At 73.3% G+C, this 22,125-nt stretch carries 19 protein-coding genes; 14 read left to right on the top strand and 5 right to left on the bottom strand.

Annotation, left to right across the window (positions count from 1 at the left end):
• The first annotated feature begins 62 nt into the window (after positions 1-62).
• From ACIQGQ_RS22990 to ACIQGQ_RS22980, 3 genes are all read left to right on the top strand, one after another.
• On the top strand, positions 63-782 hold the full coding sequence (locus ACIQGQ_RS22990) for a methyltransferase domain-containing protein (protein WP_402398496.1): 720 nt from the start codon (positions 63-65) through the stop codon (positions 780-782).
• A 72-nt stretch (positions 783-854) separates the two neighbouring features.
• Positions 855-1,361, top strand: a complete 507-nt coding sequence (locus tag ACIQGQ_RS22985) for a DinB family protein (RefSeq protein ID WP_402398495.1) — start codon at positions 855-857, stop codon at positions 1,359-1,361.
• 6 nt (positions 1,362-1,367) lie between these two features.
• The gene (locus ACIQGQ_RS22980) at positions 1,368-1,934 is read left to right on the top strand and encodes a DinB family protein (RefSeq protein ID WP_402398494.1); all 567 of its coding nucleotides are present in this window, start codon (positions 1,368-1,370) and stop codon (positions 1,932-1,934) included.
• A gap of 61 nt (positions 1,935-1,995) precedes the next feature.
• On the opposite strand, the gene ACIQGQ_RS22975 is transcribed toward ACIQGQ_RS22980, so the two are convergent.
• Genes ACIQGQ_RS22975 through ACIQGQ_RS22965 form a run of 3 tightly spaced genes read right to left on the bottom strand, consistent with a single transcriptional unit; the run spans position 1,996 to position 4,337 of the window.
• The gene (locus ACIQGQ_RS22975) at positions 1,996-2,403 is read right to left on the bottom strand and encodes a GntR family transcriptional regulator (protein WP_402398493.1); all 408 of its coding nucleotides are present in this window, start codon (positions 2,401-2,403) and stop codon (positions 1,996-1,998) included.
• 18 nt (positions 2,404-2,421) lie between these two features.
• Positions 2,422-3,396, bottom strand: a complete 975-nt coding sequence (locus ACIQGQ_RS22970; RefSeq protein ID WP_402398492.1) for an ABC transporter permease — start codon at positions 3,394-3,396, stop codon at positions 2,422-2,424.
• Positions 3,393-4,337, bottom strand: coding sequence for an ABC transporter ATP-binding protein (locus ACIQGQ_RS22965; RefSeq protein ID WP_402398491.1), 945 nt, complete (start codon positions 4,335-4,337; stop codon positions 3,393-3,395). The genes ACIQGQ_RS22970 and ACIQGQ_RS22965 overlap by 4 nt, the downstream gene beginning before the upstream one ends.
• Before the next feature lie 218 nt (positions 4,338-4,555).
• Here ACIQGQ_RS22965 and ACIQGQ_RS22960 point away from each other — a divergent pair, with 218 nt between their 5' ends.
• From ACIQGQ_RS22960 to asnB, 8 genes are all read left to right on the top strand, one after another.
• Positions 4,556-5,389 carry a M55 family metallopeptidase gene (locus tag ACIQGQ_RS22960; protein WP_366297262.1) on the top strand — a complete coding sequence of 278 codons (834 nt, stop codon included), beginning with the start codon at positions 4,556-4,558 and terminating at the stop codon, positions 5,387-5,389.
• Positions 5,382-6,725 carry a M20/M25/M40 family metallo-hydrolase gene (locus tag ACIQGQ_RS22955; RefSeq protein ID WP_402398490.1) on the top strand — a complete coding sequence of 448 codons (1,344 nt, stop codon included), beginning with the start codon at positions 5,382-5,384 and terminating at the stop codon, positions 6,723-6,725. The genes ACIQGQ_RS22960 and ACIQGQ_RS22955 overlap by 8 nt, the downstream gene beginning before the upstream one ends.
• Positions 6,726-6,746: 21 nt before the next feature.
• The gene (locus ACIQGQ_RS22950; RefSeq protein ID WP_402398489.1) at positions 6,747-8,726 is read left to right on the top strand and encodes a prolyl oligopeptidase family serine peptidase; all 1,980 of its coding nucleotides are present in this window, start codon (positions 6,747-6,749) and stop codon (positions 8,724-8,726) included.
• On the top strand, positions 8,723-9,667 hold the full coding sequence (locus ACIQGQ_RS22945; RefSeq protein ID WP_402398488.1) for an LD-carboxypeptidase: 945 nt from the start codon (positions 8,723-8,725) through the stop codon (positions 9,665-9,667). The genes ACIQGQ_RS22950 and ACIQGQ_RS22945 overlap by 4 nt, the downstream gene beginning before the upstream one ends.
• A gap of 150 nt (positions 9,668-9,817) precedes the next feature.
• Complete coding sequence (locus ACIQGQ_RS22940) at positions 9,818-11,623, top strand: CocE/NonD family hydrolase (RefSeq protein WP_402398536.1); 1,806 nt, start codon at positions 9,818-9,820, stop codon at positions 11,621-11,623.
• A 20-nt stretch (positions 11,624-11,643) separates the two neighbouring features.
• The gene (locus tag ACIQGQ_RS22935; protein ID WP_402398487.1) at positions 11,644-12,201 is read left to right on the top strand and encodes a GNAT family N-acetyltransferase; all 558 of its coding nucleotides are present in this window, start codon (positions 11,644-11,646) and stop codon (positions 12,199-12,201) included.
• 188 nt (positions 12,202-12,389) lie between these two features.
• Positions 12,390-14,207, top strand: coding sequence for a coagulation factor 5/8 type domain-containing protein (locus tag ACIQGQ_RS22930; protein ID WP_402398486.1), 1,818 nt, complete (start codon positions 12,390-12,392; stop codon positions 14,205-14,207).
• Positions 14,208-14,618: 411 nt separating this feature from the next.
• A complete protein-coding gene (gene asnB / locus ACIQGQ_RS22925; RefSeq protein ID WP_402398485.1) occupies positions 14,619-16,526 on the top strand; it encodes an asparagine synthase (glutamine-hydrolyzing) in 1,908 nt (635 codons plus the stop codon).
• On the opposite strand, the gene ACIQGQ_RS22920 is transcribed toward asnB, so the two are convergent.
• Entirely contained in the window at positions 16,439-18,139 is a 1,701-nt protein-coding gene (locus tag ACIQGQ_RS22920; protein ID WP_402398484.1) for a hypothetical protein, read from the bottom strand. The two genes, asnB and ACIQGQ_RS22920, sit on opposite strands and share 88 nt — an antisense overlap.
• Positions 18,140-18,368: 229 nt before the next feature.
• On the opposite strand from ACIQGQ_RS22920, the gene ACIQGQ_RS22915 reads away from it, so the two are divergent.
• Genes ACIQGQ_RS22915 through ACIQGQ_RS22905 form a run of 3 tightly spaced genes read left to right on the top strand, consistent with a single transcriptional unit; the run spans position 18,369 to position 20,997 of the window.
• Complete coding sequence (locus ACIQGQ_RS22915; protein WP_402398483.1) at positions 18,369-19,454, top strand: NAD-dependent epimerase/dehydratase family protein; 1,086 nt, start codon at positions 18,369-18,371, stop codon at positions 19,452-19,454.
• Positions 19,451-20,011 (top strand): NUDIX domain-containing protein, encoded by a 561-nt coding sequence (locus ACIQGQ_RS22910; RefSeq protein ID WP_402398482.1) that lies wholly within the window; start codon positions 19,451-19,453, stop codon positions 20,009-20,011. Before ACIQGQ_RS22915 ends, ACIQGQ_RS22910 begins: the two co-directional genes overlap by 4 nt.
• Positions 20,008-20,997 carry a galactokinase gene (locus ACIQGQ_RS22905; protein WP_402398481.1) on the top strand — a complete coding sequence of 330 codons (990 nt, stop codon included), beginning with the start codon at positions 20,008-20,010 and terminating at the stop codon, positions 20,995-20,997. Before ACIQGQ_RS22910 ends, ACIQGQ_RS22905 begins: the two co-directional genes overlap by 4 nt.
• On the opposite strand, the gene ACIQGQ_RS22900 is transcribed toward ACIQGQ_RS22905, so the two are convergent.
• Positions 20,979-22,079 (bottom strand): radical SAM/SPASM domain-containing protein, encoded by a 1,101-nt coding sequence (locus tag ACIQGQ_RS22900; RefSeq protein WP_402398480.1) that lies wholly within the window; start codon positions 22,077-22,079, stop codon positions 20,979-20,981. The genes ACIQGQ_RS22905 and ACIQGQ_RS22900 overlap by 19 nt on opposite strands.
• Positions 22,080-22,125: the final 46 nt, after the last annotated feature.

Below are 22,125 nucleotides of genomic sequence, written 5' to 3'. Positions count from 1 at the left end.
CCGGGACGGTAGGCCGGTCCCGGACGCGGGGGACCACCCGGGACGGACAGCAGGGAGTGCGCATGGACGTGTCACAGCGGTACCGCGAGGCGTGGGAGGGCTACTGGGCCGCCACCTCGGACACTCCGGGCGACGCGATCTGGGACGCCGACCCGTCCGTCACCGCCGCCCCCGACATCGAACGGCTGCTGCCGTACGCCGACCCCGCGCTGCCCGTCCTCGACCTCGGCTGTGGCAACGGAACCCAGACCCGCTACCTCGCCACCCGCTTCGTCCGCGCGATAGGAGTGGACCTCTCCCACGCGGCCGTCGCGCACGCCCGCCGCGCCGACCCCGGGGGCGCCGCCGAGTTCGCCCAGCTCGACCTGGTCGACGCGGCGGCCGTGGCCGCGCTGCACGAACGGATCGGCGACGCCCACGTCTACCTGCGCGCGGTGATCCACCAGAGCGAGCCCGGGGCCCGGCCCGCCGTCGCCGCGGCGGTCGCCACGCTGGTCGGGAAACGGGGGAGGGCCTTCGTGACCGAACCGACCCCCGCCTCCAAGGACGTGCTCCGGCAGGTGGCCCAGGGCCCGGACGGCCCGCCGGAGAAGCTGCGCCGGGTCCTGGAGCACGGGCTCCGGCCCGCCGAGGCCACGGAGGAGGAGGTGCGCCGACTGCTCGGGGAGACCGGCCTCACCCTGCTGGCGGACGGTGCGGGCGCCCTGGTGCAGACCGTGCACCTGCCCGACGGGGCCCGCGTCGAACTGCCCGCCCGCTGGTTCGTCCTGGGCCGCACCTGAGCAACGGCCGCACCCGGTGCGCCCGTCGGAAACCACGGGCGCACCGGGAACCGGGCTTGGCATGATGACGCGATGACCGACGATGCGAGAAGCAGGCCCCCGCAGGTGGGCGACGAGCGTGCGTCACTGAGCGGCTTCCTCCAGTACCAGCGGGAGACCCTGGCCATGAAGTGCGCCGGGCTCACCGCCGCGCAGCTGCGGACGGCAGCCGTGCCGCCCTCGGACCTGACCCTGCTCGGGCTCGTGCGCCATCTCGCCGAGGTCGAACGCTCGTGGTTCCGGCGGGTGCTGAAGGAGGAGGTGGCACCGCCGCACTGGCCGGGGCCGAACCCCGGAGAGTTCGCCGAGTTCGACGTGGCGGACGCCGATCCCGCCGAGGCGTTCCGTATCTGGGAGGAGGAGTGCGCCCGCTCCCGGGCCACCGTCGAGGCCGCCGACTCCCTCGACATCACCGGGAGTCACGGCGAGGAGGTGTTCTCGCTCCGGTACGTCCTCACCCATCTGATCGAGGAGTACGCCCGCCACAACGGCCAGGCCGACCTGCTCCGCGAGCGCCTCGACGGCGCCACCGGGGAGTGACCCGCAATGGACGGGAGGACGTGGACGGCGCCCCGGGTCGACCGTACGACCCCGGGCGGCGACCAGCTGAACGTGGCGAGCGCCGCCGACGAGCGCGTGCTGCTCGACGGCTGGCTGCGCTGGCACCGGGAGACGCTGCTCACCAAGTGCGCCGGGCTCGACCCGGCCCGGCTCGCGCGGACCGCCGCCGAACCGTCCGGCCTCAGCCTCCTCGGCCTGGTCCGGCACATGGCGGAGATCGAACGCTGGTGGTTCCGCCGCAGTTTCGCCGGTGAGCCGCTCGGCGACGTCTTCACCGGACCGGACGACGGCGACGAGGGGCTGGAGGGCGTCGACGCCGCGCACGCGGAGCGCGACTTCGCCCGCTACCGCGACGAGGTCGCGGCGTGCGAGGCCGTGGTGGCGGGGCGCGGGCTCGACGAGACGTTCGTCTCGGCCACCCGTGGCCGGACCGTCAGCCTGCGCTGGGTGTACCTGGTGATGATCCAGGAGTACGCCCGTCACAACGGCCACGCGGACCTGCTGCGCGAACGGACCGACGGCGCCACCGGCGACTACCCGGCGGCGCGGTGAACGAAGGCCGCTCCGGTCCCCTGCCGGGGGCCGGAGCGGCCGTACGTACCGGAGCGCGTGGTCAGCCGGTGTCCGCCCCGGGCGGGTACACGGCCGCGTACGCCGAGCGGAAGAGGGCGTCCACCTCCTGGCCGCTGAGTCCCTGCCCCTTCGCCTCGGTCAGCCACTCGGTGAGCGAGGCGCGCAGCGGGGAGTCGGTGCCCGCCTGGGGCGGGACGAGGGTGCGGGTGATGAAGGTGCCCGCCCCCTGCCGCACCTCGGCGAGACCCGCCCGCTCCAGCTCCCGGTACGCCTTGAGCGTGGTGTTCGGGTTGACCTTGGTGTCGGCCGCCACCTGCGCGGCCGTGGGCAGCCGGTCACCCTCCTCCAGGGCACCCATCCGCAGTGCCTGCTCGACCTGGCGCACGATCTGGAGGTACGTCGCCACTCCGCTGCGCCGGTCGATCCGGAACACGACCACTGCCTTCACCTTCCCATCTGCCAGGCTCTAGAGCGGGCGACGGGACACCCGCCACAGGACGAACGCGGTGAGCACCGCGGTGCCCGCGAGCAGCAGGGCCGCCCCGAGCCACTGCATGCCGCCCATCTGGTCGTACTCCAGGTACTCGTAGACATTGTTCACGATGCCGTGCTTCTCGATGCACGCGTTCGACGCCTTCTCGGTGGTCTTGGAGCACAGGCCCCAGCCGTAGAGGTGTCCGTCGGCGGAGCCGATCCACCGGTCCACCTCCAGCGACTCGTTCAGCCGGGCGGGCATGTCGTCGTCGAGCGGGTAGACGAGCGTGCGGGTCGAGGCGAGGTTGACGATCATCCGGTCCCAGAACACCCCGAAGGCCCAGGAGAAGAAGAGTCCGGCCGCCATCGCCGGGAGGGTCCGGCGCACCAGTACGCCGATGGTGACGCCCGCGGCGGTCAGGAAGAGGCAGAACGCGGGGAGCACCGGTCCGGTGGTGTCGAAGATCGACCCGCTCGCCCAGTCGTACGGGAACACCGAGCGGTAGGGCTTCCACCACCAGGTGAAGACCGCCGACAGCACCACGCCGGTCACCAGCACCGCGCCGTAGGTCCAGGCGAGCTTCGCCACCGCCCAGCGTCCGCGCGTCACGGACTGGGTGGTGACCAGCTGCGCGGTGCCGTTCTCCTTGTCGCCCGCGATCAGCGGGGCGCCGACGAAGACGGCGAGCAGCAGCGGCAGCGCCCCGAGCGCGCTGACGACGAGGTTCACGCCGTCGGAGTCGAAGTTCAGCGACATGACGTCCTTCGCCGGCCAGCCCGCGGCCTCCAGGACGTCCTTCATGCCGCTGCGCTCGTACACGATCCAGAGCGAGCCGAGTACGGTCGCGCCGAGCAGGGTGAGCAGGGCGCCCCGGTGCTGGCGTACGACGAGCCAGCTCAGCCCGCGCAGCAGCCGCGGCTTGGTGGTGTCGTTGGACCGGGGGGCTTCGGTGAGGGTGGTGCTCATGCGGTGTGGCTCCCTTCGGCCTCGGTACGGGCACCGGGTGTGAACAAGGGGGGCGCCTGCGGCGAGCGCAGATGGGCCAGGAGGACTTCCTCCAGGCTGGGTTCGGCGACCACCCAGTCGCCGGACAGCGGGCCCTGGGGCCGGACCAGCGCGTGGAACTGCCGGCCCTGGACGCGGTACTCGATGACCGTGTGGGGGGCGAGCAGGGCGGCGGGATCGCCGTCCGCGGCGAGTCCGGTCACCAGTGCGTGGGCCGGGACGAGCGCGTCCGCGTCCCCCGCCATCCGGAGCCGGCCGCCCGCGAGCACCAGCAGGTAGTCGCACATGTCCTCCAGCTCGGAGAGCATGTGGGAGGACATGACGACGGTGGTGCCGTGCTCGACCGCCTCGGACATCAGCAGTGTGCTCATGTCGTGGCGGGCCAGCGGGTCGAGGTCCGACATCGGCTCGTCGAGCAGCAGCAGGTCGGGCCGCTTGCCGAAGGCGAGGGCGAACGCGACGCGGGTCCGCTGGCCGCCGGAGAGCGTGCCGACCCTGGCGTCCATCGGCACCTGGCCCGCCCGGACGATCCGCTCCGCCGAGGCGGCGTCCCAGTTGGGGTTGAGCTCGCTGCCCATGCGCAGGGTCTCGGCCACGGTGAACCGCTTGAACAGCGGCTTGTCCTGGCCGAGGAACGCGAATCTCGGCATCGCCCGGGGGTCGTCCACCGGCACGCCGAAGATGCTCAGGCTGCCTTCCGTGGGCTGCACCTGACGGGTCGCGATGCCGAGCAGGGTGCTCTTCCCGGCTCCGTTGGGGCCGACCAGGCCGCAGATCCGGCCGGCCGGCAGCCGGAAGGAGACATCCTCCAGCGCCCGGCCGCGACGGTAGCGCTTACCCAGGCCACGGGCCTCCAGGGCCCAGGCACCGGACGAGCCGGCCGGAGTCAATGCGTCTGCCATGCACTTCGCCTCAATTCCATTAGTCAATTAATGGAATCATGGTCTGGGGTAGTGGAATGTGTCAAGGCGGCCCCGGCGCCCCGGCGCCGCTCCCGCGGGGGTCGGTGTCCGTGATGCGCCCGTTCGCGGTGTGCGTCGCACACCCTTCGGAGGACTGGACCATTGAACGTGCCCGTGGCTCTGGCCTGGCGGTTCTCGGGCGCGTACCGTGGCCCGGCATGAAGATCCTGATCAGCGCGGACATGGAAGGCGCCACCGGCGTCACCTGGCCCGCCGACGTGCTGCCGGGCACGCCCCAGTGGGAGCGGTGCCGCGCCATGTTCACCTCCGACGTGAACGCGGCGGTGCTCGGTTTCCACGACGGCGGCGCGGACGAGGTACTCGTCAACGAGGCCCACTGGTCCATGCGCAACCTCCTGCTGGAGCGGCTCGACGACCGGGTCGAGATGCTCACCGGGCGGCACAAGTCCCTCTCCATGGTCGAGGGCATCCAGCACGGTGACGTCGACGCCATCGCCTTCATCGGCTACCACACCGGCGCCGGCGCGGAAGGGGTCCTCGCCCACACCTACCTCGCCAACTCCATCACCGGGGTCTGGCTCAACGGCGCCCGCGCCAGCGAGGGCCTGCTCAACGCCCATGTCGTCGCCGAGTACGGGGTCCCCGTCGTCCTGGTCACCGGCGACAACCTGACCTGCGTGGACGCGGAGGGGTACGCCCCGGCGGCGCGCAAGGTCGCGGTCAAGGACTACGTGTCCCGGTACGCGGCGGTCTGCCGCACCCCGGCCCGTACCGCGGCCGACATCAGGGCCGCCGCCAAGGAGGCCACCGCGCTCGCCGGACGGTACGAACCCGTCGCGGGCGGCCCCTTCACCGTGGAGCTGGAGTTCGACGCCGAGCACCTGGCCCAGGCGGCCACCGTCGTCCCCGGCGTGGCGCCCAGCGGTGAACGGCGCGTCGCCTACACCAGCGCGACGATGTACGAAGGAATCCGCACGTTCAAGGCCGTGACGACGATCGTGTCGTCCGCCGTGGAGGAACAGTATGGCTGAGGCGACCGGTACCCAGGACGGCGTCGACCGGCAGGCGCTCGACGAATCGGTGGCCTTCACCTCCGAGCTGATCAGGATCGACACCACCAACCGGGGCGACGGCGAGTGCCGGGAACGGCCGGCCGCCGAGTACGTCGCCGAGCGGCTGGCCGCCGCCGGGATCGAGCCGACCCTGCTGGAGCGGACCCCCGGACGCACCAACGTGGTCGCCCGCATCCCCGGCACCGACCCCTCGGCCGACGCCCTCCTCGTCCACGGCCACCTCGACGTGGTCCCGGCCGAGGCCGCCGACTGGACCGTGCACCCCTTCTCCGGCGAGGTCCGCGACGGCGTCGTCTGGGGACGCGGCGCCATCGACATGAAGAACATGGACGCGATGGTCCTGGCCGTCGTACGCGGCTGGGCGCGGGCCGGGATCCGGCCCCGCCGCGACATCGTCATCGCGTACACCGCCGACGAGGAGGCCAGCGCCGACGACGGCTCGGGCTTCCTCGCCGACCGGCACGCCGATCTCTTCGAGGGCTGCACCGAGGGCATCAGCGAGTCCGGCGCCTTCACCTTCCACGCCGGACCCGACATGCCGCTCTACCCGATCGCCGCCGGGGAACGCGGCACCGCCTGGCTGAAACTCACCGCGCACGGCAAGGCCGGACACGGCTCCAAGGTCAACCGGAACAACGCGGTCAGCGCGCTCGCCGCCGCCGTCGCCCGGATCGGCGCCCACGAATGGCCCGTCCGGCTCACCCCCACGGTCCGCGCCGCGCTCACCGAGATCGCCGCCCTCCACGGCATCCGCGCCGACCTCGACGCCCCCGGCTTCGACGTGGACGAACTGCTCGGCAAGCTCGGCCCCGCCGCCGACCTGGTCGCGCCCACCGTCCGCAACAGCTCCAACCCGACGATGCTGGACGCCGGGTACAAGGTCAACGTCATCCCGGGCCACGCCACCGCGTTCGTCGACGGCCGGATGGTGCCCGGCGGCGAGGACGAGTTCCACACCACCCTGGACCGGCTGACCGGCCCCGACGTCGACTGGGAGTTCCACCACCGGGAGATCCCGCTCCAGGCCCCCGTCGACTCGCCCACCTTCGCGAAACTGCGCGCCGCGATCGAGCGCTTCGACCCGGACGGCCACGTCGTGCCGTACTGCATGTCGGGCGGCACCGACGCCAAGCAGTTCTCCCGGCTCGGCATCACCGGCTACGGCTTCTCGCCGCTGAGGCTGCCCATCGGCTTCGACTACCAGGCGCTCTTCCACGGAGTCGACGAACGCGTCCCGGTCGACGCCCTGCACTTCGGCGTCCGCGTCCTCGACCACTACCTGCGTACTGCCTGACGGCAGAGGGGGAATCGACACATGCAGCACACCGGGCCCCACGGAACCTGGCCCTCGCCGATCGACGCCGCGCTCGCCGCCTCCCAGGACGGCCGCCCGGAGTACGTCGGCACCGTCGGCGACGAGGTGTGGTGGACGGAACCGCGCCCCGCCGAGTCCGGCCGCCGCGCCCTGGTCCGCCGCCGGGCCGACGGCACGACCGGGTCCGTCCTGCCCGCCCCGTGGAACGTACGGAGCCGGGTCATCGAATACGGCGGAGTGCCCTGGGCCGGAACCGCCCGCGCCGAGGGCGGCCCGCTGATCGTCTTCGTCCACTTCGCCGACCAGCGGCTCTACGCCTACGCCCCCGACGGGCCGGACGCGCCCCGCCCGCTCACCCCGCTCTCGGCCACCGGCGGTGGACTGCGCTGGGCCGACCCGCAGCTCCATGTCGGGCGGGGCGAGGTCTGGTGCGTCCTGGAGGAGTTCACCGGCGAGGGCCCCACCGAACTGCGCCGGGTGATCGCCGCCGTGCCGCTCGACGGCTCGGCCGCCGACGACCGCGGGGCCGTCCGCGAACTCGGTGACGACAGCCACCGCTTCGTCACCGGCCCCAAGCTCTCGCCGGACGGCACACAGGTGGCGTGGATCGCCTGGGACCACCCCCGGATGCCGTGGGACGGCACCGAGGTGATGCTCGCGGACGTGGCCGAGGACGGCACCTTCCACCGCACCCGGTCCCACCTCGGCGGACCCGAGGAGTCGGTGCCGCAGATCGAGTGGGACGCCGACGGGCGGCTGCTGTTCGCCAGCGACCGCGGCGGCTGGTGGAACCTCTACCGCGACGACCCGGACCGGGGCGCGATCGCCCTCTGCCCCCGCGAGCAGGAGTTCGCCGGCCCCCTCTGGAAGATCGGCCTCGCCTGGTTCCGGCCGCTGGACAACGGGCTGATCGCCACCATCCACGGCAAGGGCACCACCACGCTCGGCATCCTCGACCCCCGGACCGGCGAACTCGTCGACGTCGCCGGGCCCCGGACCGAATGGGCCGAGACCCTCGCCGTGCACGGCAGCCGCGTCGTCGGCGTGGCGGCGAGCCCGTACAGCGGGTACGAAGTGGTCGAACTGGACACCGCGACCGGCCGCACCCGGGTCATCGGCGCGCCGCACCGGGACGTCGTCGACCCCGTGTACTACCCGATGCCCGAACAGCGCACCTTCACCGGCCCCGGCGGACGCGAGATCCACGCCCACCTCTACCCGCCGCGCAACCCCGGCCACACCGGCCCCGCCGGAGAGCTGCCGCCCTACGTGGTCTGGGCGCACGGCGGCCCCACCGGCCACGCCGCCCTCGTGCTCGACCTGGAGATCGCCTACTTCACCTCGCGCGGCATCGGCGTCGCCGAGGTCAACTACGGCGGCTCCACCGGCTACGGCCGGGAGTACCGCAACCGGCTGCGCGACCAGTGGGGCGTCGTCGACGTCGAGGACTGCGCCGCCGTCGCCGAGGCACTGGCGAAGGAGGGCACCGCCGACCGGCGCCGGCTCGCCATCCGCGGCGGCAGCGCCGGCGGCTGGACCACCGCCGCCTCGCTGACCGGAACCGACGTCTACGCCTGCGGGACGATCATCTACCCGATCCTCGACCTGACCGGCTGGGGGACCGGCGAGACCCACGACTTCGAGTCCCAGTACCTGGAGTCCCTGGTCGGCCCGCTCGCCGAGGTCCCGGACCGCTACCGCGACCGCTCCCCGATCGCCCGCGTCGACCGGCTCACCACCCCCTTCCTGCTGCTCCAGGGGCTGGACGACCCGATCTGCCCGCCCGTCCAGTGCGAACGCTTCCTCGCCGCGCTCGACGGACGCGGCATCCCGCACGCCTACCTCACCTTCGAGGGCGAGGGCCACGGCTTCCGCCGCGCCGACACCATGGTCCGCGCGCTGGAGGCCGAACTCTCCCTGTACGGGCAGGCCTTCGGCGCCGAGCACGCCGACGTACCCCGACTGGAGCTGAAGCGGTGACCCTCGAACCGCTGACCCGCCCCGCGAGGCTGCGCCCCGGGGCCCGGGTCGCCGTCGTGTCGCCGAGCGGCCCGGTCCCGGCCGACCGGATGGAGGCGGGGCTGGACATCCTGCGCGGCTGGGGCCTGGAGGTCGTCGAGGCCCCGCACGCGCGGGCGGTCCACCCCCGGCTCGACTACCTCGCGGGCACCGACGAGGCACGGGCCGCCGACCTCCAGTCCGCCTGGTGCGACCCGTCCGTGGACGCGGTGATCTGCGCCCGCGGCGGGTACGGCGCCCACCGGATGGCCGACCTCGTCGACTGGGCGGCGATGCGCGCGGCCGGGCCGAAGGTGTTCGTCGGCTACAGCGACGTCACCGTGCTCCACGAGGCGTTCGCCCGCCAGGCGGGGATCGTCACCCTGCACGGCCCGATGGCCGGGACGGAGACCTTCCTCAAGGACCCGGACACCCAGGAGTCGCTGCGGGCCACCCTGTTCGCGCCCGAGTCGGTGCGGACGCTCGGCCTGCCCACCGCGCGTGCGCTGGTGCCCGGCCGGGCCCGCGGCATCGTCTACGGCGGCTGCGTCAGCCTGCTCGCCGCCGACCTCGGCACACCGTCCGCCCGGTCCTCGGCGCGCGGCGGGCTGCTGGCGATCGAGGACACCGGAGAGGACCCGTACAGCCTCGACCGCATCCTCACCCAGCTGCTGCGGGCCGGGGCGCTGGACGGGATCGCCGGAGTGGTCTGCGGGTCGTGGGCGGGCTGCGGGCCGTACGAGCGGGTACGGGCCGTGCTCGCCGACCGGCTGGGCCCGCTGGGCGTGCCGGTCGTCGAGGAGCTGGGCTTCGGCCACGGGCCGACCTCGCTCACCGTTCCGCTCGGGGTGTCCGCGGTGCTGGACGCCCCGGCGGACGGCGGTCCCGCCACCCTCACCGTCGAGGAGCCGGCGCTGCGCTGAACCACGGCGATTCGTAAAGAAGTTGAGCAGTGTTCAGGAATCGCCGTCCGGGACGTTGACAGCCCCGCGACACCGTCACAGCATGAGCGCGTTCCGTCACTTACCGTTCGGTAAGGCGCTCTCGGTGTGGAGGTCCTCGTGTCGCGTGCTGTGTCCCGCCCCCGGTCCGGGTACCGGACGTCCTCCCGCAGGTCGATCGCCTGGGTGGCCGGGGCCGCCCTCGCCGCACCGCTGGTCCTCACCGGTGCGGCGCGGGCGACCGCCGACGGGGCGGGCGGGTACACCGTCACCCCGCTGAAGTTCACCGTCCGGGCCGGTGACCGCTCCTGCACCGTCGACGCGGACCTGTACCGCCCCGCCGGGGCCGACGCCGGCCACCCGGCCCCCGCCGTCCTCGCCACCAACGGCTTCGGCGGCAGCAAGTCGGACGGCACGACCGACGCCATCGGCAAGGCGTTCGCCTCGCGCGGCTACGTCGGCCTGGTCTACTCAGGCCTCGGCTTCGGGAAGTCGGGCTGCCTCATCACCCTCGACGACCCGGCCGTCGACGGCCGGGCGGCCGCCGGTCTCATCGACTTCCTCGCCGGGACCCGCGCCGCCGACGACGGAACCCGGGCCGACTACGTCGTCCAGGACGGCGCGGGCGACCCCCGGGTCGGCATGATCGGCGGCTCGTACGGCGGCGCCGTACAACTGGCCACCGCCTCCGTCGACCACCGGGTCGACGCCCTCGTCCCGCTGATCACCTGGAACGACCTCGCGTACGCGCTCGCCCCGAACAGCGCGGACGCCCGCACCGGGGTCTCCTCCGACACCGCCGGGGTCTTCAAGTGGCAGTGGACCAACGGCTTCTACCTGATGGGGGAGGGGCAGACCCTCCTCAACGCGAGCCTGGACCCGTCCCGCTTCAACAACCTCGCCTGCCTGCACTTCGCGACCCGCGCCTGCGACACCGTCCGGCTGCTCAACTCCGGAAGCTTCCCGGCCGACCGCACCACCGCGATGCTCGACTACGCGCGCAGCGTCTCCCCCGTCGACCACCTCGGCAAGGTCAAGGCGCCCACCCTGATCGTCCAGGGCCAGACCGACAGCCTGTTCAACCTGAACGAGGCCACCGCCACCTACGAGAAGCTCAGGGCTCAGGGAACCACCACCAGGATGATCTGGCAGTCCTGGGGCCACAGCGGCGGCCAGAAGCCCGGCGAGCTCGACCTGGGCCAGGGCAATCTGGAGGGCAGCTACGTCGGCCGGCGCGTCCTCGCCTGGTTCGACCGCTACCTCCGGGGCGACCGGAGCGCCGACACCGGCCCCGCCTTCGCCTACTACCGCGACTGGCGGAGCGGGTACGGCACGGCGTCCTCCGTACCGGCCCTGTCGCGGACGATGTACCTCTCCGGCGACGGCAAGCTCGTCGGGGACCGGTCCGAGGTCGTCCGGGGCAGCCGTCAGTACGCCAACTGGCTTGTTCCGACCAGTCATTCGGAGAGTTCGCTCGCCGGGGTCATCGGGCTGCCCGACCCGAAGCCCTACGACATCAAGGGCACGTACCTCGGCTGGACGAGTGCCCCGCTGACGTCCCCCGTCGACGTCGTCGGCGCGCCGAAGGCCACCTTGAAGGTCGTCTCGCCGGCGACGGAGCGGGTCCAGAACAGCGGCGACGCCGCCGACCGGCTCGTCCTGTTCGCCAAGGTCTACGACGTCGCCCCGGACGGCACCAGGAACCTGGTCAACCGGCTGGTCGCACCGGTACGGGTGCCCGATGTCACCCGCCCGTTCACGGTACGGCTCCCGGGCATCGTCCACCGCTACGAGACGGGCCACCGGCTCGAATTCGCGATCGCGGCGAGCGACACCGCGTACTCCGGCAACCGGGGGATCAAGCCGGTCACGGTCGTCAGCGCCCCGCAGGACACCGGCGTGCTGGAGCTCCCGGTGGTCGGCGGCGGGCTGGACTGAACGGCCCTTAGGGTGGCCGGATGACCGAACGCGACTATCTGGCCGAGGGGCGGCGGGTGGGCATCCGCCCCTTCACCCCGGGCGACGCCGAGGAGTTCACCGCCCGCGCACGGGAGAGCCGGGAGCTGCACCGGCCCTGGCTGTTCCCGCCCGAGGACACCGCCGCGTACACCGCGTACGCGGACCGGCTGACCGGCGACCCGGCCAGGGCGGGCTTCCTCGTCTGCGAGCGCGGCGGCACGGGCGGCCGGGCGGGCGCGATCGCCGGGTTCATCAACATCAACAACATCGTCACCGGCGCGTTCCGGTGCGGCGCCCTCGGCTACGGGGCCTTCGCCCACGCGGCCGGGCGCGGCCTGCTCGGCGAGGGGATGCGGCTGGTCCTGGACCACGCCTTCGGCCCGCTCGGACTGCACCGCCTGGAAGCCAACATCCAGCCCGAGAACGCCGGTTCGATCGGGCTGGTCCGGCGGGCCGGCTTCCGCCTCGAAGGCTTCTCGCCGGACTTCCTCCTCATCGACGGCGCCTGGCGCGACCACGAACGGTGGGCCATCACGGCGGAGATGACCGGCCGATAGGGCCGCGGCGGGGCGGGCCCGTGCACGACTCTTGACTCCTTCTTACAGAAGGCACAATCATCCAACGCGAGAGAGCGCTCTCTCGGCCAAGCTCGTTCAAGTCATGAACGCAGGATCGTGCCACTCCTCCCACGCGCGCCCTCCCGGGCGTACGTGCCCCGAGCCGCCCCCCACGTGAGAAGAGGCCCATGTCAGCGCAGCTTCCCCCCACGCCCGAGTCCGCCGTGAAGACGTCCATGGCCCGCCGTACCGCGCTCGCCGCCGCACTGGCGGTTCCGGTCGGCGGTCTGCTCGCCCACCCGGCGGTCGCGGCCGCCACCCCTCCGCAGGCCCGGCCCGCCCACCGCGCCGAGGCCACGGATGCCGCGGACCCGGACTTCGGGCCGCATGTCATTGTCTTCGACCCTTCAACGCCGGGCATCCAGGCCAGACTGGACGAGGTCTTCCGGCAGCAGGAGTCCGCGCAGTTCGGCACGGGCCGCTGGGCCCTGCTCCTCAAGCCCGGCACCTACAGCGGCCTCAACGCCCAGCTCGGCTTCTACACCTCGATCATGGGCCTCGGCCTGTCGCCCGACGACACCCATATCAACGGTGACGTCACCGTCGACGCGGGCTGGTTCGGGGGCAACGCCACCCAGAACTTCTGGCGTTCGGCGGAGAACCTCTCGCTCGCCCCGGTCAGCGGAACCAACCGGTGGGCGGTCTCGCAGGCGGCCCCGTTCCGGCGCATGCACGTGCGCGGCGACCTCAACCTCTCGCCGGACGGCTACGGATGGGCGAGCGGCGGCTACATCGCCGACAGCCGGATCGACGGCACCGTGCGGCCGTACTCGCAGCAGCAGTGGTACACCCGCGACAGCGCCGTCGGCGGCTGGCTCAACGGGGTCTGGAACATGGTGCAGTCCGGCGTCGAGGGCGCCCCCGCGGACGCCTTCCCCGACCCGCCGTACACCACGCTGGAGACCACCCCGGTCTCCCGGGAGAAGCCCTTCCTCCACTTCGACGGCGGCGAGTACCGGGTCTTCGTGCCCGCGCTGCGCACCGAGGCGCGCGGCACCAGCTGGGGCAGGGGCACCCCGCAGGGCGAGTCGCTCTCCCTGTCCGCGTTCCACATCGCCAAGGAGGGCGACTCGGCGGAGAGCATCAACGCCGCCCTCGCCCAGGGGCTGAACCTCCTGCTCACGCCGGGCGTCTACCACCTCGACAGGCCGATCGAGGTCGGGCGGGCGAACACGGTGGTACTCGGCATCGGATACCCCACGCTCGTCCCCGGCGGCGGGGCGGCCGCGCTGCGAACGGCCGACGTGGACGGGATACGGCTGGCCGGGATCCTCGTCGACGCCGGGCCGGTGAACTCCCCGGTCCTGGTGGAGATCGGCCCCGAGGGCGCGGGCGCCGCGCACGCCGCCAACCCGACCACCGTCCAGGACCTGTTCGTCCGGATCGGCGGGGCGGGCGCCGGCCGGGCCACCACCAGCATCGTCGTCAACAGCGACCACACGATCGTCGACCACACCTGGGTGTGGCGCGCCGACCACGGAGACGGCGTCGGATGGGAGACCAACCGCGCCGACTACGGCGTCGTCGTCAACGGGGACGACGTCCTCGCGACCGGCCTGTTCGTGGAGCACTTCAACAAGTACGACGTGCAGTGGAACGGCGAACGGGGCCGCACGGTCTTCTACCAGAACGAGAAGGCGTACGACGCCCCCGACCAGGCCGCCATCCAGAACGGCTCCACCAGGGGATACGCCGCGTACAAGGTCGCCGACCACGTCACCGCGCACGAGGGCTGGGGCCTGGGCAGCTACTGCTACTACAACGTCGCCCCGTCCATCGTGCAGGAGCACGGCTTCGCCGCGCCCACCGTGCCGGGTGTGCGGTTCCACCACCTCCTGGTCGTCTCGCTCGGCGGCCAGGGCCAGTACGCGCACGTCGTCAACGGCACCGGCGCCCCGACCTCCGGCACCGCCACCGTGCCGTCGACGGTGGTCTCCTACCCCTGACCCGCGCCTTTCCGGCCGCTGCCGCCCCCGCTCCCCGGTCGCATACTGGGGAGCGGGGGCGGCTCCGGCGCGAGGCCGCGCGGGGGAGCCGCCGACCTGGTTGGGCAAGAATTTGCCCGTGGCCGAATACCGCCCGCCCGCCGGGCGCGAAAGCCGTGCTCGGAAGGGTCGCGGAGGTCCGGCGGCCGTATACGAACGCTTTACGAAGCGGGAAACCGCGGCCGAAAGCAGCCGACGCCACCCCGTGGACCGGTGGCACTCGTGTTGACCGCAGGCGGACACAGGCAGACGCTCGTCATATAGCTGCTGAATACAACTGGTTCTGCCGGCCACCGTCGTCCGGCCCGCCCACGAGAGGGGCGGCGCCGTGCGTGCGGGCGGTCCGGGACGGACCGGATCAGGAGGACGCGCATGTGCGGCATAGTCGGCTGGGTCTCCTTCGACCGCGATCTACGGGCGGCCGAGCAGGTCACGGCAGTGGAAGCGATGACGGAGACGATGTCCTGCCGGGGCCCGGACGACCAGGGCGTCTGGAACGCCCCGCACGCCTCGCTCGGCCACCGGCGGCTCGCGATCATCGACCTGCCCGGCGGGCGCCAGCCCATGAGCGCCGGCACCCCCGAGGGCGCGGTCGCGCTCGTCTACTCCGGCGAGGCGTACAACTACACCGAGCTCCGCGAGGAGCTGATCGCACGGGGACACCGGTTCACCACCGACTCGGACACCGAGGTGGTGCTCCGCGGCTACCTGGAGTGGGGGGAGCACCTCGCCGAGCGGCTGAACGGCATGTACGCCTTCGCGATCTGGGACGGCCGCCACGACCGGCTCGTCATGATCCGCGACCGGATGGGCGTCAAGCCCTTCTACTACTGGCCGACGCCCGACGGGGTCCTGTTCGGCTCGGAGCCCAAGGCGATCCTCGCCAACCCGCTGGCCCGCCCCCGGGTGACCCTCGACGGGCTGCGCGAACTCTTCACCATGGTCAAGACCCCCGGCCACGCCGTCTGGGACGGCATGTACGAGGTGGAGCCCGGCACGGTCGTCACCGTGGACCGCTCCGGACTGCGCACCCGCGTCTACTGGAAGCTGGAGACCCGCCCGCACACCGACGACCGGGACACCACGGTCGCCACCGTCCGCGCGCTCCTCGACGACATCGTCCGCCGCCAGCTGGTCTCCGACGTACCCCGGTGCGTCCTGCTCTCCGGCGGGCTCGACTCCTCGACGGTCACCGCGCTCGCCGCCCGGCAGCTCGCCGAGACCGGCGAGAAGGTCCGCACCTTCGCCGTCGACTTCGTCGGACGCACCGAGAACTTCGTCGCCGACGAACTGCGCACCACCCCCGACACCCCGTTCGTCCACGACGTGGCCCGGCAGTCCGGCACCCTCCACCAGGACATCGTGCTCGACCCCGACACCCTCGCCGACCCCGAGGTACGGGCCAGGATGATCCGGGCCCGCGACCTGCCGATGGGCCTCGGCGACATGGACTCCTCGCTCTACCTGCTCTTCCGGGCCATCCGCGAGCACTCCACCGTCGCCCTGTCCGGCGAGTCCGCCGACGAGGTCTTCGGCGGCTACCTCCAGTTCTTCGACGAGAAGGCCCGCACCGCCGACACCTTCCCCTGGCTGGTGCGGATGGCCGAACACTTCGGCGACGACGCCAACGTTCTCCGCCCCGACCTCGGCGAGGCCCTGGACCTCGGCGGATACATCCAGGACAGCTACCGCACCGCCGTCGCCGACATCGAACGGCTCGACGGCGAGAGCGACTTCGAGTACCGGATGCGCCGGATCTGCCACCTCCACCTCACCCGCTTCGTCCGCGTCCTGCTCGACCGCAAGGACCGCGCGAGCATGGCGGTCGGCCTGGAGGTCCGGGTGCCGTTCTGCGACCACCGGCTCGTCGAGTACGTCTACAACGCGCCCTGGGCCCTCAAGTCCTTCGACGGCCGGGAGAAGAGCCTGCTGCGCGAGGCCGCCGCCGACGTACTGCCCCGCTCGGTGTACGACCGGGTCAAGAGCCCCTACCCCTCCACCCAGGACCCCAAGTACGCCGTCGCCCTCCAGGAACACGCCCGCGCGCTCCTCGCCGACCCCGACCACCGCGTCTTCGAACTCGTCGACCGGGACCGGCTCCGTAAAGCCGCCGAGCGCCACGCACCGCAGATCACCGCCGCCTCCCGGCGCGGCCTGGAACGCGCCCTGGACCTGGCCGCCTGGATGGAGCTCTACGACCCCGAACTGGTCCTGGACGAACCGGCCGGCCCGTCCCCGGCCGGTGACGGCAGGCCGGAGTCCTCGGGCACCTCCTCGTAGGCGAGCCACTGGGCGAAGGCGTGCAGCCCGCGCGCCCGCCCGGTGGCGGGAGCCCAGCCCGCCGGGAGCGGAGCCGCCACCGGGCGCCGCCACCCGGGCCGGGCGCCGGGCTCCGGCCGCACCGGCACGGGCCGCACGGCGTCGTGCACCGCCTGCGCCAACTCCGAGGCCGTGCACGGCTTCTCGGGCACGACCGCGAACCCGCGCTCCCGGGGCCGGGTGCGCAGCACCACCGCGATCGCGTCGGCGAGGTCGGTCACGTACACCGGCCACACCTCCGCGTCCGGGTCGCCCTCGGCCACCACCGGCCGACTGCGCAGCGCGTCCCACACCATCCGGCCGATGGGGGAGCGGCGCGAACAGCCGGGACCGTACACCTCGCCCACGTGCAGCGTGTACGGGACCGGCTCGTCCGGCGGGCGGACCGTGACCCGGGGCTCGGGGGAGTCGAGCGCGGTCAGGTCGATCACCGCGGCGGACCGCTCCGACAGATCGGCCAGCCTGCGCACGAGATGCTCCCCGAGCGGGTTCGCCGCCCCGTGCCAGACGGGACCGCCCGGCCGCCGCCCGGGTGAGCGCCGGCCGTCGGCGGCCTCCCGCCCGGCTTCGAGCGCCCGGTGCGCCACCTCGGCCAGGGGCGCGCGACGGTGCGCGAGGTGCTCCTCGGTGCTGCTGTTGCTGATGCCGCCGGTGCCGATCGTCGCCACCGACTCCGCGTACGCCGCCGACGAGCCGGGCGGGGCGCCGAGCCCGGTGCGGGCGGCCTCGAACCCCATGGCCAGGGCGGTCAGCCAGGTCCCCCGCACGTCCGGTCCGGGCTGTCCGGCACCGGGCGGGCGCAGCAGTGTGTCCGGCAGCCCGGCCCCGCGCAGGTACTGCTCGGTGTCCAGATGCAGCCACCGCTCGGGGCCGGGCCCCGCGACCCGTACCGCGCACTGCGCCACCGAGTGCTTGAAGAACGGCACCACCGACAGGCCGGTCAGTGTCCGGCCCTCCTCGCCGGGCAGGTCGCCGGGGACGAAGCAGACCGAGCGGCGCGGGCCCCGGAAGGCGTTCCCGGAGATCGAGCCGCGGTCCTCGTGCTCGGCGAGATTGGGCACCGCGACATAGCGCGGCACGCCCCGGGCGGTGAGGTAGCGGTGCATCAGGATGTCGTCCGGCCAGCCGCCGAGCCGCTGCCGCCCGTACGCGACGAATCCCTCGGCGACCCGGCGGGGCAGCACGATCGCCACGCACGGGAAGTACTCGTTGACCGCGCCGACCCAGCGGGCGCCCGCCATCGCCCCCATCCGGACCGCCGCCCCGTTGCGCGAGTCCCAGAGCGCGAACAGGGCCAGCGCCGCGTCCGGCAGTTCCTCGACGGCGGACCGCACCCGGTCCAGGAAGGTTTCGGACAACACCATGTCGTCCTGGACCACCAACTGATGGGTGGCCCCCTCCTCGATCGAGGACCAGGCGGCGAGCGCGGTGCGCAGCACCGACGGGGTGCCGGTGGGGTCGGGGTCCATGACGACCCGGAAGAGGCCGCCGTCCACGCTCAGGGCCAGTTCCTCGGCCGCCGCCCGGCGTCTGGGGTGGGTCATGACCACCGCGCTGAGCCGTGGGCGTGCCATAGGTCCTCCCTGGGTCCGAACCGGCCCGGCCCGCACCGGACACCCCGCGGGGCCCGGATCCGCCAGCCGGATTCGGACAGTACGGGCGGCGCGGACGGCCCGCAAGAGTGCCGAAACGGCCCTCTGGCAGACGGACGGCGGGCCCGGGAATGCTGGGGCCGGTATGCGCCGGAGCCCGGGGCCCGAGCGCCGCGTACCCCACTCTCCCCGACGCAGAAAGAGGCTTGCCATGCCCGCGTTACCCCTTTCGCAGCGGACCGGCGGCGACGAGTCCGTCCACTCCCGCCTCGGCAAACTCCGTGACGCCCGGATCGTCGTGACCGGTGGCGGCGGACTCGTCGGCAGCAGGCTGGTCCGCCTGCTGCACGGCGCCGGGGCCGTCGTCACCGCCCTGGACCGGATGGACGCCTACCCCGGCACCGGCCACGAGACCTTCGGCACCGCGCGCAGCGGCGCCCGGCTCGTCGTCGGGGACGTCCGGGACGCCGACACCGTCGGAGCCCTGCTGAAGGACGCCGACTTCGTGGTCCACGCGGCCGCCTACGCCGACGTCGCGGCCTGCACCCGCCGCCCCGACATCGCCTTCCGCGCCAACGTCGAGGGAACCCAGGTCGTCCTGGAGCAGGCCGCCCGCTTCCCCGTCCGGCGCCTGGTCCTCGTCTCCTCCGCGTCGGTGTACGGCAACGGCGACCCGGACGTCGAGGGGCCGCAGGTCTTCCACGAGGACATGCCGCTCAGCCCGGTCTCCGTCTACGCCAACGGCAAGCTCTGGGCGGAGCACCAGACCCGGCTGATGCTCGGTGCCCAGGCCGGCACCGAGTACGCGGTGGTGCGCTACTTCTCCGTCTACGGCGAGCCCCAGATACCCAAGCCGGGCAGCCACTCCTGGATGGTGCCCTGGCTCTCGCTCCAGGCCCGCCTCGGCCGCCCCATGCGGCTCAACGGCGGCGGGAACCAGGTCCGCGACCTGGTCCACGTCGACGACATCGCCGAGGCCACCGCGCTCGCCCTGATCGAGGAGCAGATGGCCGAACGGACCGTGAACGTCGGCACCGGCCGCCCCACCGCGGTCCGCGAGGTCGCCGACCTGATCGCCCCGTACTTCCCCGGCGCCCGGCGGATCGTCACCCCGCGCCCCGAGGGCGACCCGCTCGGCGGCTACGCCGACACCGCGCGCTCCCGCGAACTCCTGCGCTGGCAGGCCCGGATCGGCGTCGAGGAGGGCGTGGACCGGTACGTGCGCTGGCTGCTGGCTACCCCGGAGGCCACGCCACGCTGGCTGGCCGAGGAGTACGAGGAGGCGGACCGGGCGTGACACGCTGCGCACCGACGGCCCCCACGGGGCGCACCGGCGGCGACGGAGGCGACACGCACACCATGGGCTACACCGGTTCCCACATCTGGTCACTGCGTCAGCGGGTCGGCTCCCGCAAGCTGCTGGTGCCCGGCGCACAGGTGCTGCTGGTCGACGGGGCGGGCCGCGGGCTGTTCCAGCAGCGCGCGGACACCGGGGTCTGGGAGCTGCCGGCCGGTGCCTGCGAGGAGGACGGCGACTTCGCCGACGCCGCCGTCCGTGAACTCGCCGAGGAGACCGGTCTGCGGGTGGCGCGGGAGGACCTGGAGGCGTTCGGGACGCTCTCCGACCCCCGGGTGCACACCCTCACCTACCCCAACGGGGACGTGACGCACTGCTTCGCGCTCTGCTTCACCGCCCGGCGCTGGTCGGGGGAGTTGGCCCCCGGTGCCGACGAGGTGCGCCGGGCCGCCTTCCGGCCGCTCGACGCCCCGCCCCGCCCCCTGCACCCGCCCACGGAGGTGGTGCTGTCCATGTACGAGACCTACCGTGCGGAAGGAAGGTTCCAGGCCCGGTGAACGCCACGGATCCGATACGTGCCGAGGTGCCCTGCCGGGCCTGCCTGTCCGGGGAGGACCTGGACTGGCTCGGCGGGGGCCGCTCGGTGAGCCTCGCCCTCTCCCTGACGACGACCGTGGAGGTGCGGCCCGGCCCCGCGCCCGACGACGGGCCCGCGGACGGCTGGCAGCGGGAGGTGTGGGCGTTCCTGCGCGGGCGGCTGGCCGGGCTCGCCCCGCGCCCGCCCGCGGTGACCGTGCGCAGCCAGGCGCCCGCGGCGAGCGGACTGTCCTCGTCCACGGCGCGGATCGTGGCCCTGTTCCGGGCGTACGCGGACCACGCCGTGCCCGGCGAGCGGGTCCCGGACGCCACGGTCACCCGGTGGGCGTACGAGTTCGAGTTCGCCGTCTTCAACGGGGGCGGCATGGACCACCTCGCGGTCGTCGAGGGCGGCGCGCTCCTCATCGACGGCCGGGAGGAGGGGCTCCCCGCCGTACGGGACCGCCTCGACCTCCCCGAGGAGTGGCGGGTGCTCGTCGTGGACTCCGGCACCCGCAAGGACACCCGCCACCACATCCGGGACGTCCGGGCGCAGCTCGCCGCGGGCGATCCGGTGCTGGCCGCCTACCGGGCCGCCGCCGACGCGGCGTCGGGCCGGGTGTGGGAGGCGCTGCGGGGCCGGGACCTGGCGGCGCTCGGGGCCGCGATGTCCGACGCCCACGCGGCCATGCGCGACCACCAGCGGATGTCGACACCGCTCCTGGAGGAGCTGCGGGCCCTCGCGCTCCGCTCCGCCGGCCTGCCGCTGAAGCTCAGCGGGGCCGGCGGGGGCGGTGCGCTGGTCGGCGTCTGCCGGGCGGACGCGCTGGAGGAGACGGCGGCCCGGCTCGCGGCGGCGCTGCGCACCGCGCACCCGGGGGCCCGGGTGGTGCCCGCCGCGGCGGCTCCGGGTATTCGGCGGGACCCGGAGCCGGTCGCGGTGGGAGGTCAGATGAAGGGGTCGTAGTCCTCCGTGAGCGGGGGCTCGCCGGTTCCGTCGGCGATGCGGTCCAGCTCCAGGTTGGAGCGGTGCCGCGCGCAGTGGAACCGGCAGTCCCGGCTCGGGTCGACGATGCCCCGGCGGTCCGCGTCCCGCCAGATGTCGGCGAGGTCGTCGGTGACCGCGTCCCCGATCCTCGCGAGCGGGTTGCCCCGGTGGTAGGAGCACACGTACACCCCGGACGGCGTGATCAGCGTGCGGAGTTCGGCGACCCGGCAGCGGTCGTACGCCTTGGGCTGTACGGCGCCGACGTGGCCGCGCAGCGAGGTGAGGGTGGAGGAGTTGACGAGCTGGAAGCGGTCGCTCTCCAGCCGGGCGGCCTCGGCGAGCTGGCGGTCCACGGACTCCAGCATCTCGCCGGGGACCTGCACGATGTGGTGGTCGTCGTCGAACATGGCCTTGGTCTCGAAGTAGTCGCAGCCGATGTCGTGGGCGAGTTCGGCCGCCCGCCCCACCTCGTGGTGGTTGGTCACGGTCGGCCCGCCCGGTTCCTGACGCGACATCACCAGGAAGGAGTAGCCGAGGGCGCCCTTCTTCTCGGCGGCCAGCAGCCGCATGTTGCCGATCACCTTGTCGAAGACGCTGCGGCCCTTGCGGTCGGGCCGGAACAGCCCGTACGTCTCGGCGGTGCCCGCGTCGACGGAGACCCGGACCCAGCTGGCGTACCGGGCGAGCTCGGCGAGGTTCTGCTGGATCATCGTGCCGTTGGTGACGACCCCGATGGCCAGGCCCGCCTCGCCGAGGATGCGTAACACCTTGCGGGTGCCGCGGTGGGCGAGCGGTTCCCCGCCGCCTATGAGGACCACCGCCCGCACGGACAGGCCGACCAGCTCCTCGGCGAGCGAGGCGAGCCGCTCCGGGGTGAACCGGCCCTGGTTGAGGAGCTTTCCGCTGATGCACTCGGGGCAGGCCAGGTCGCAGAACGTGGTCGGGTCGAGGTCCACGACGAGCGGTGCGGCCGACGGCTCGCCCGAGGCGGCTTGGACGACCCGGGGCCAGTCGGTGGGCTGGTACAGCTTGGAGACGAGATCGAGGCGGTCGTGCGTCACAGGGTTCTCCTCTGCGGGGTGTACGGGTGTCGTCGCGGGGCGCACC

The organism is Streptomyces sp. NPDC092952, from assembly GCF_044754785.1.
Taxonomy (GTDB): Bacteria; Actinomycetota; Actinomycetes; order Streptomycetales; family Streptomycetaceae; genus Streptomyces.
Note: the sequence above shows the minus strand (reverse complement) of the source record. Positions and strands in the feature narration are given on the sequence as shown.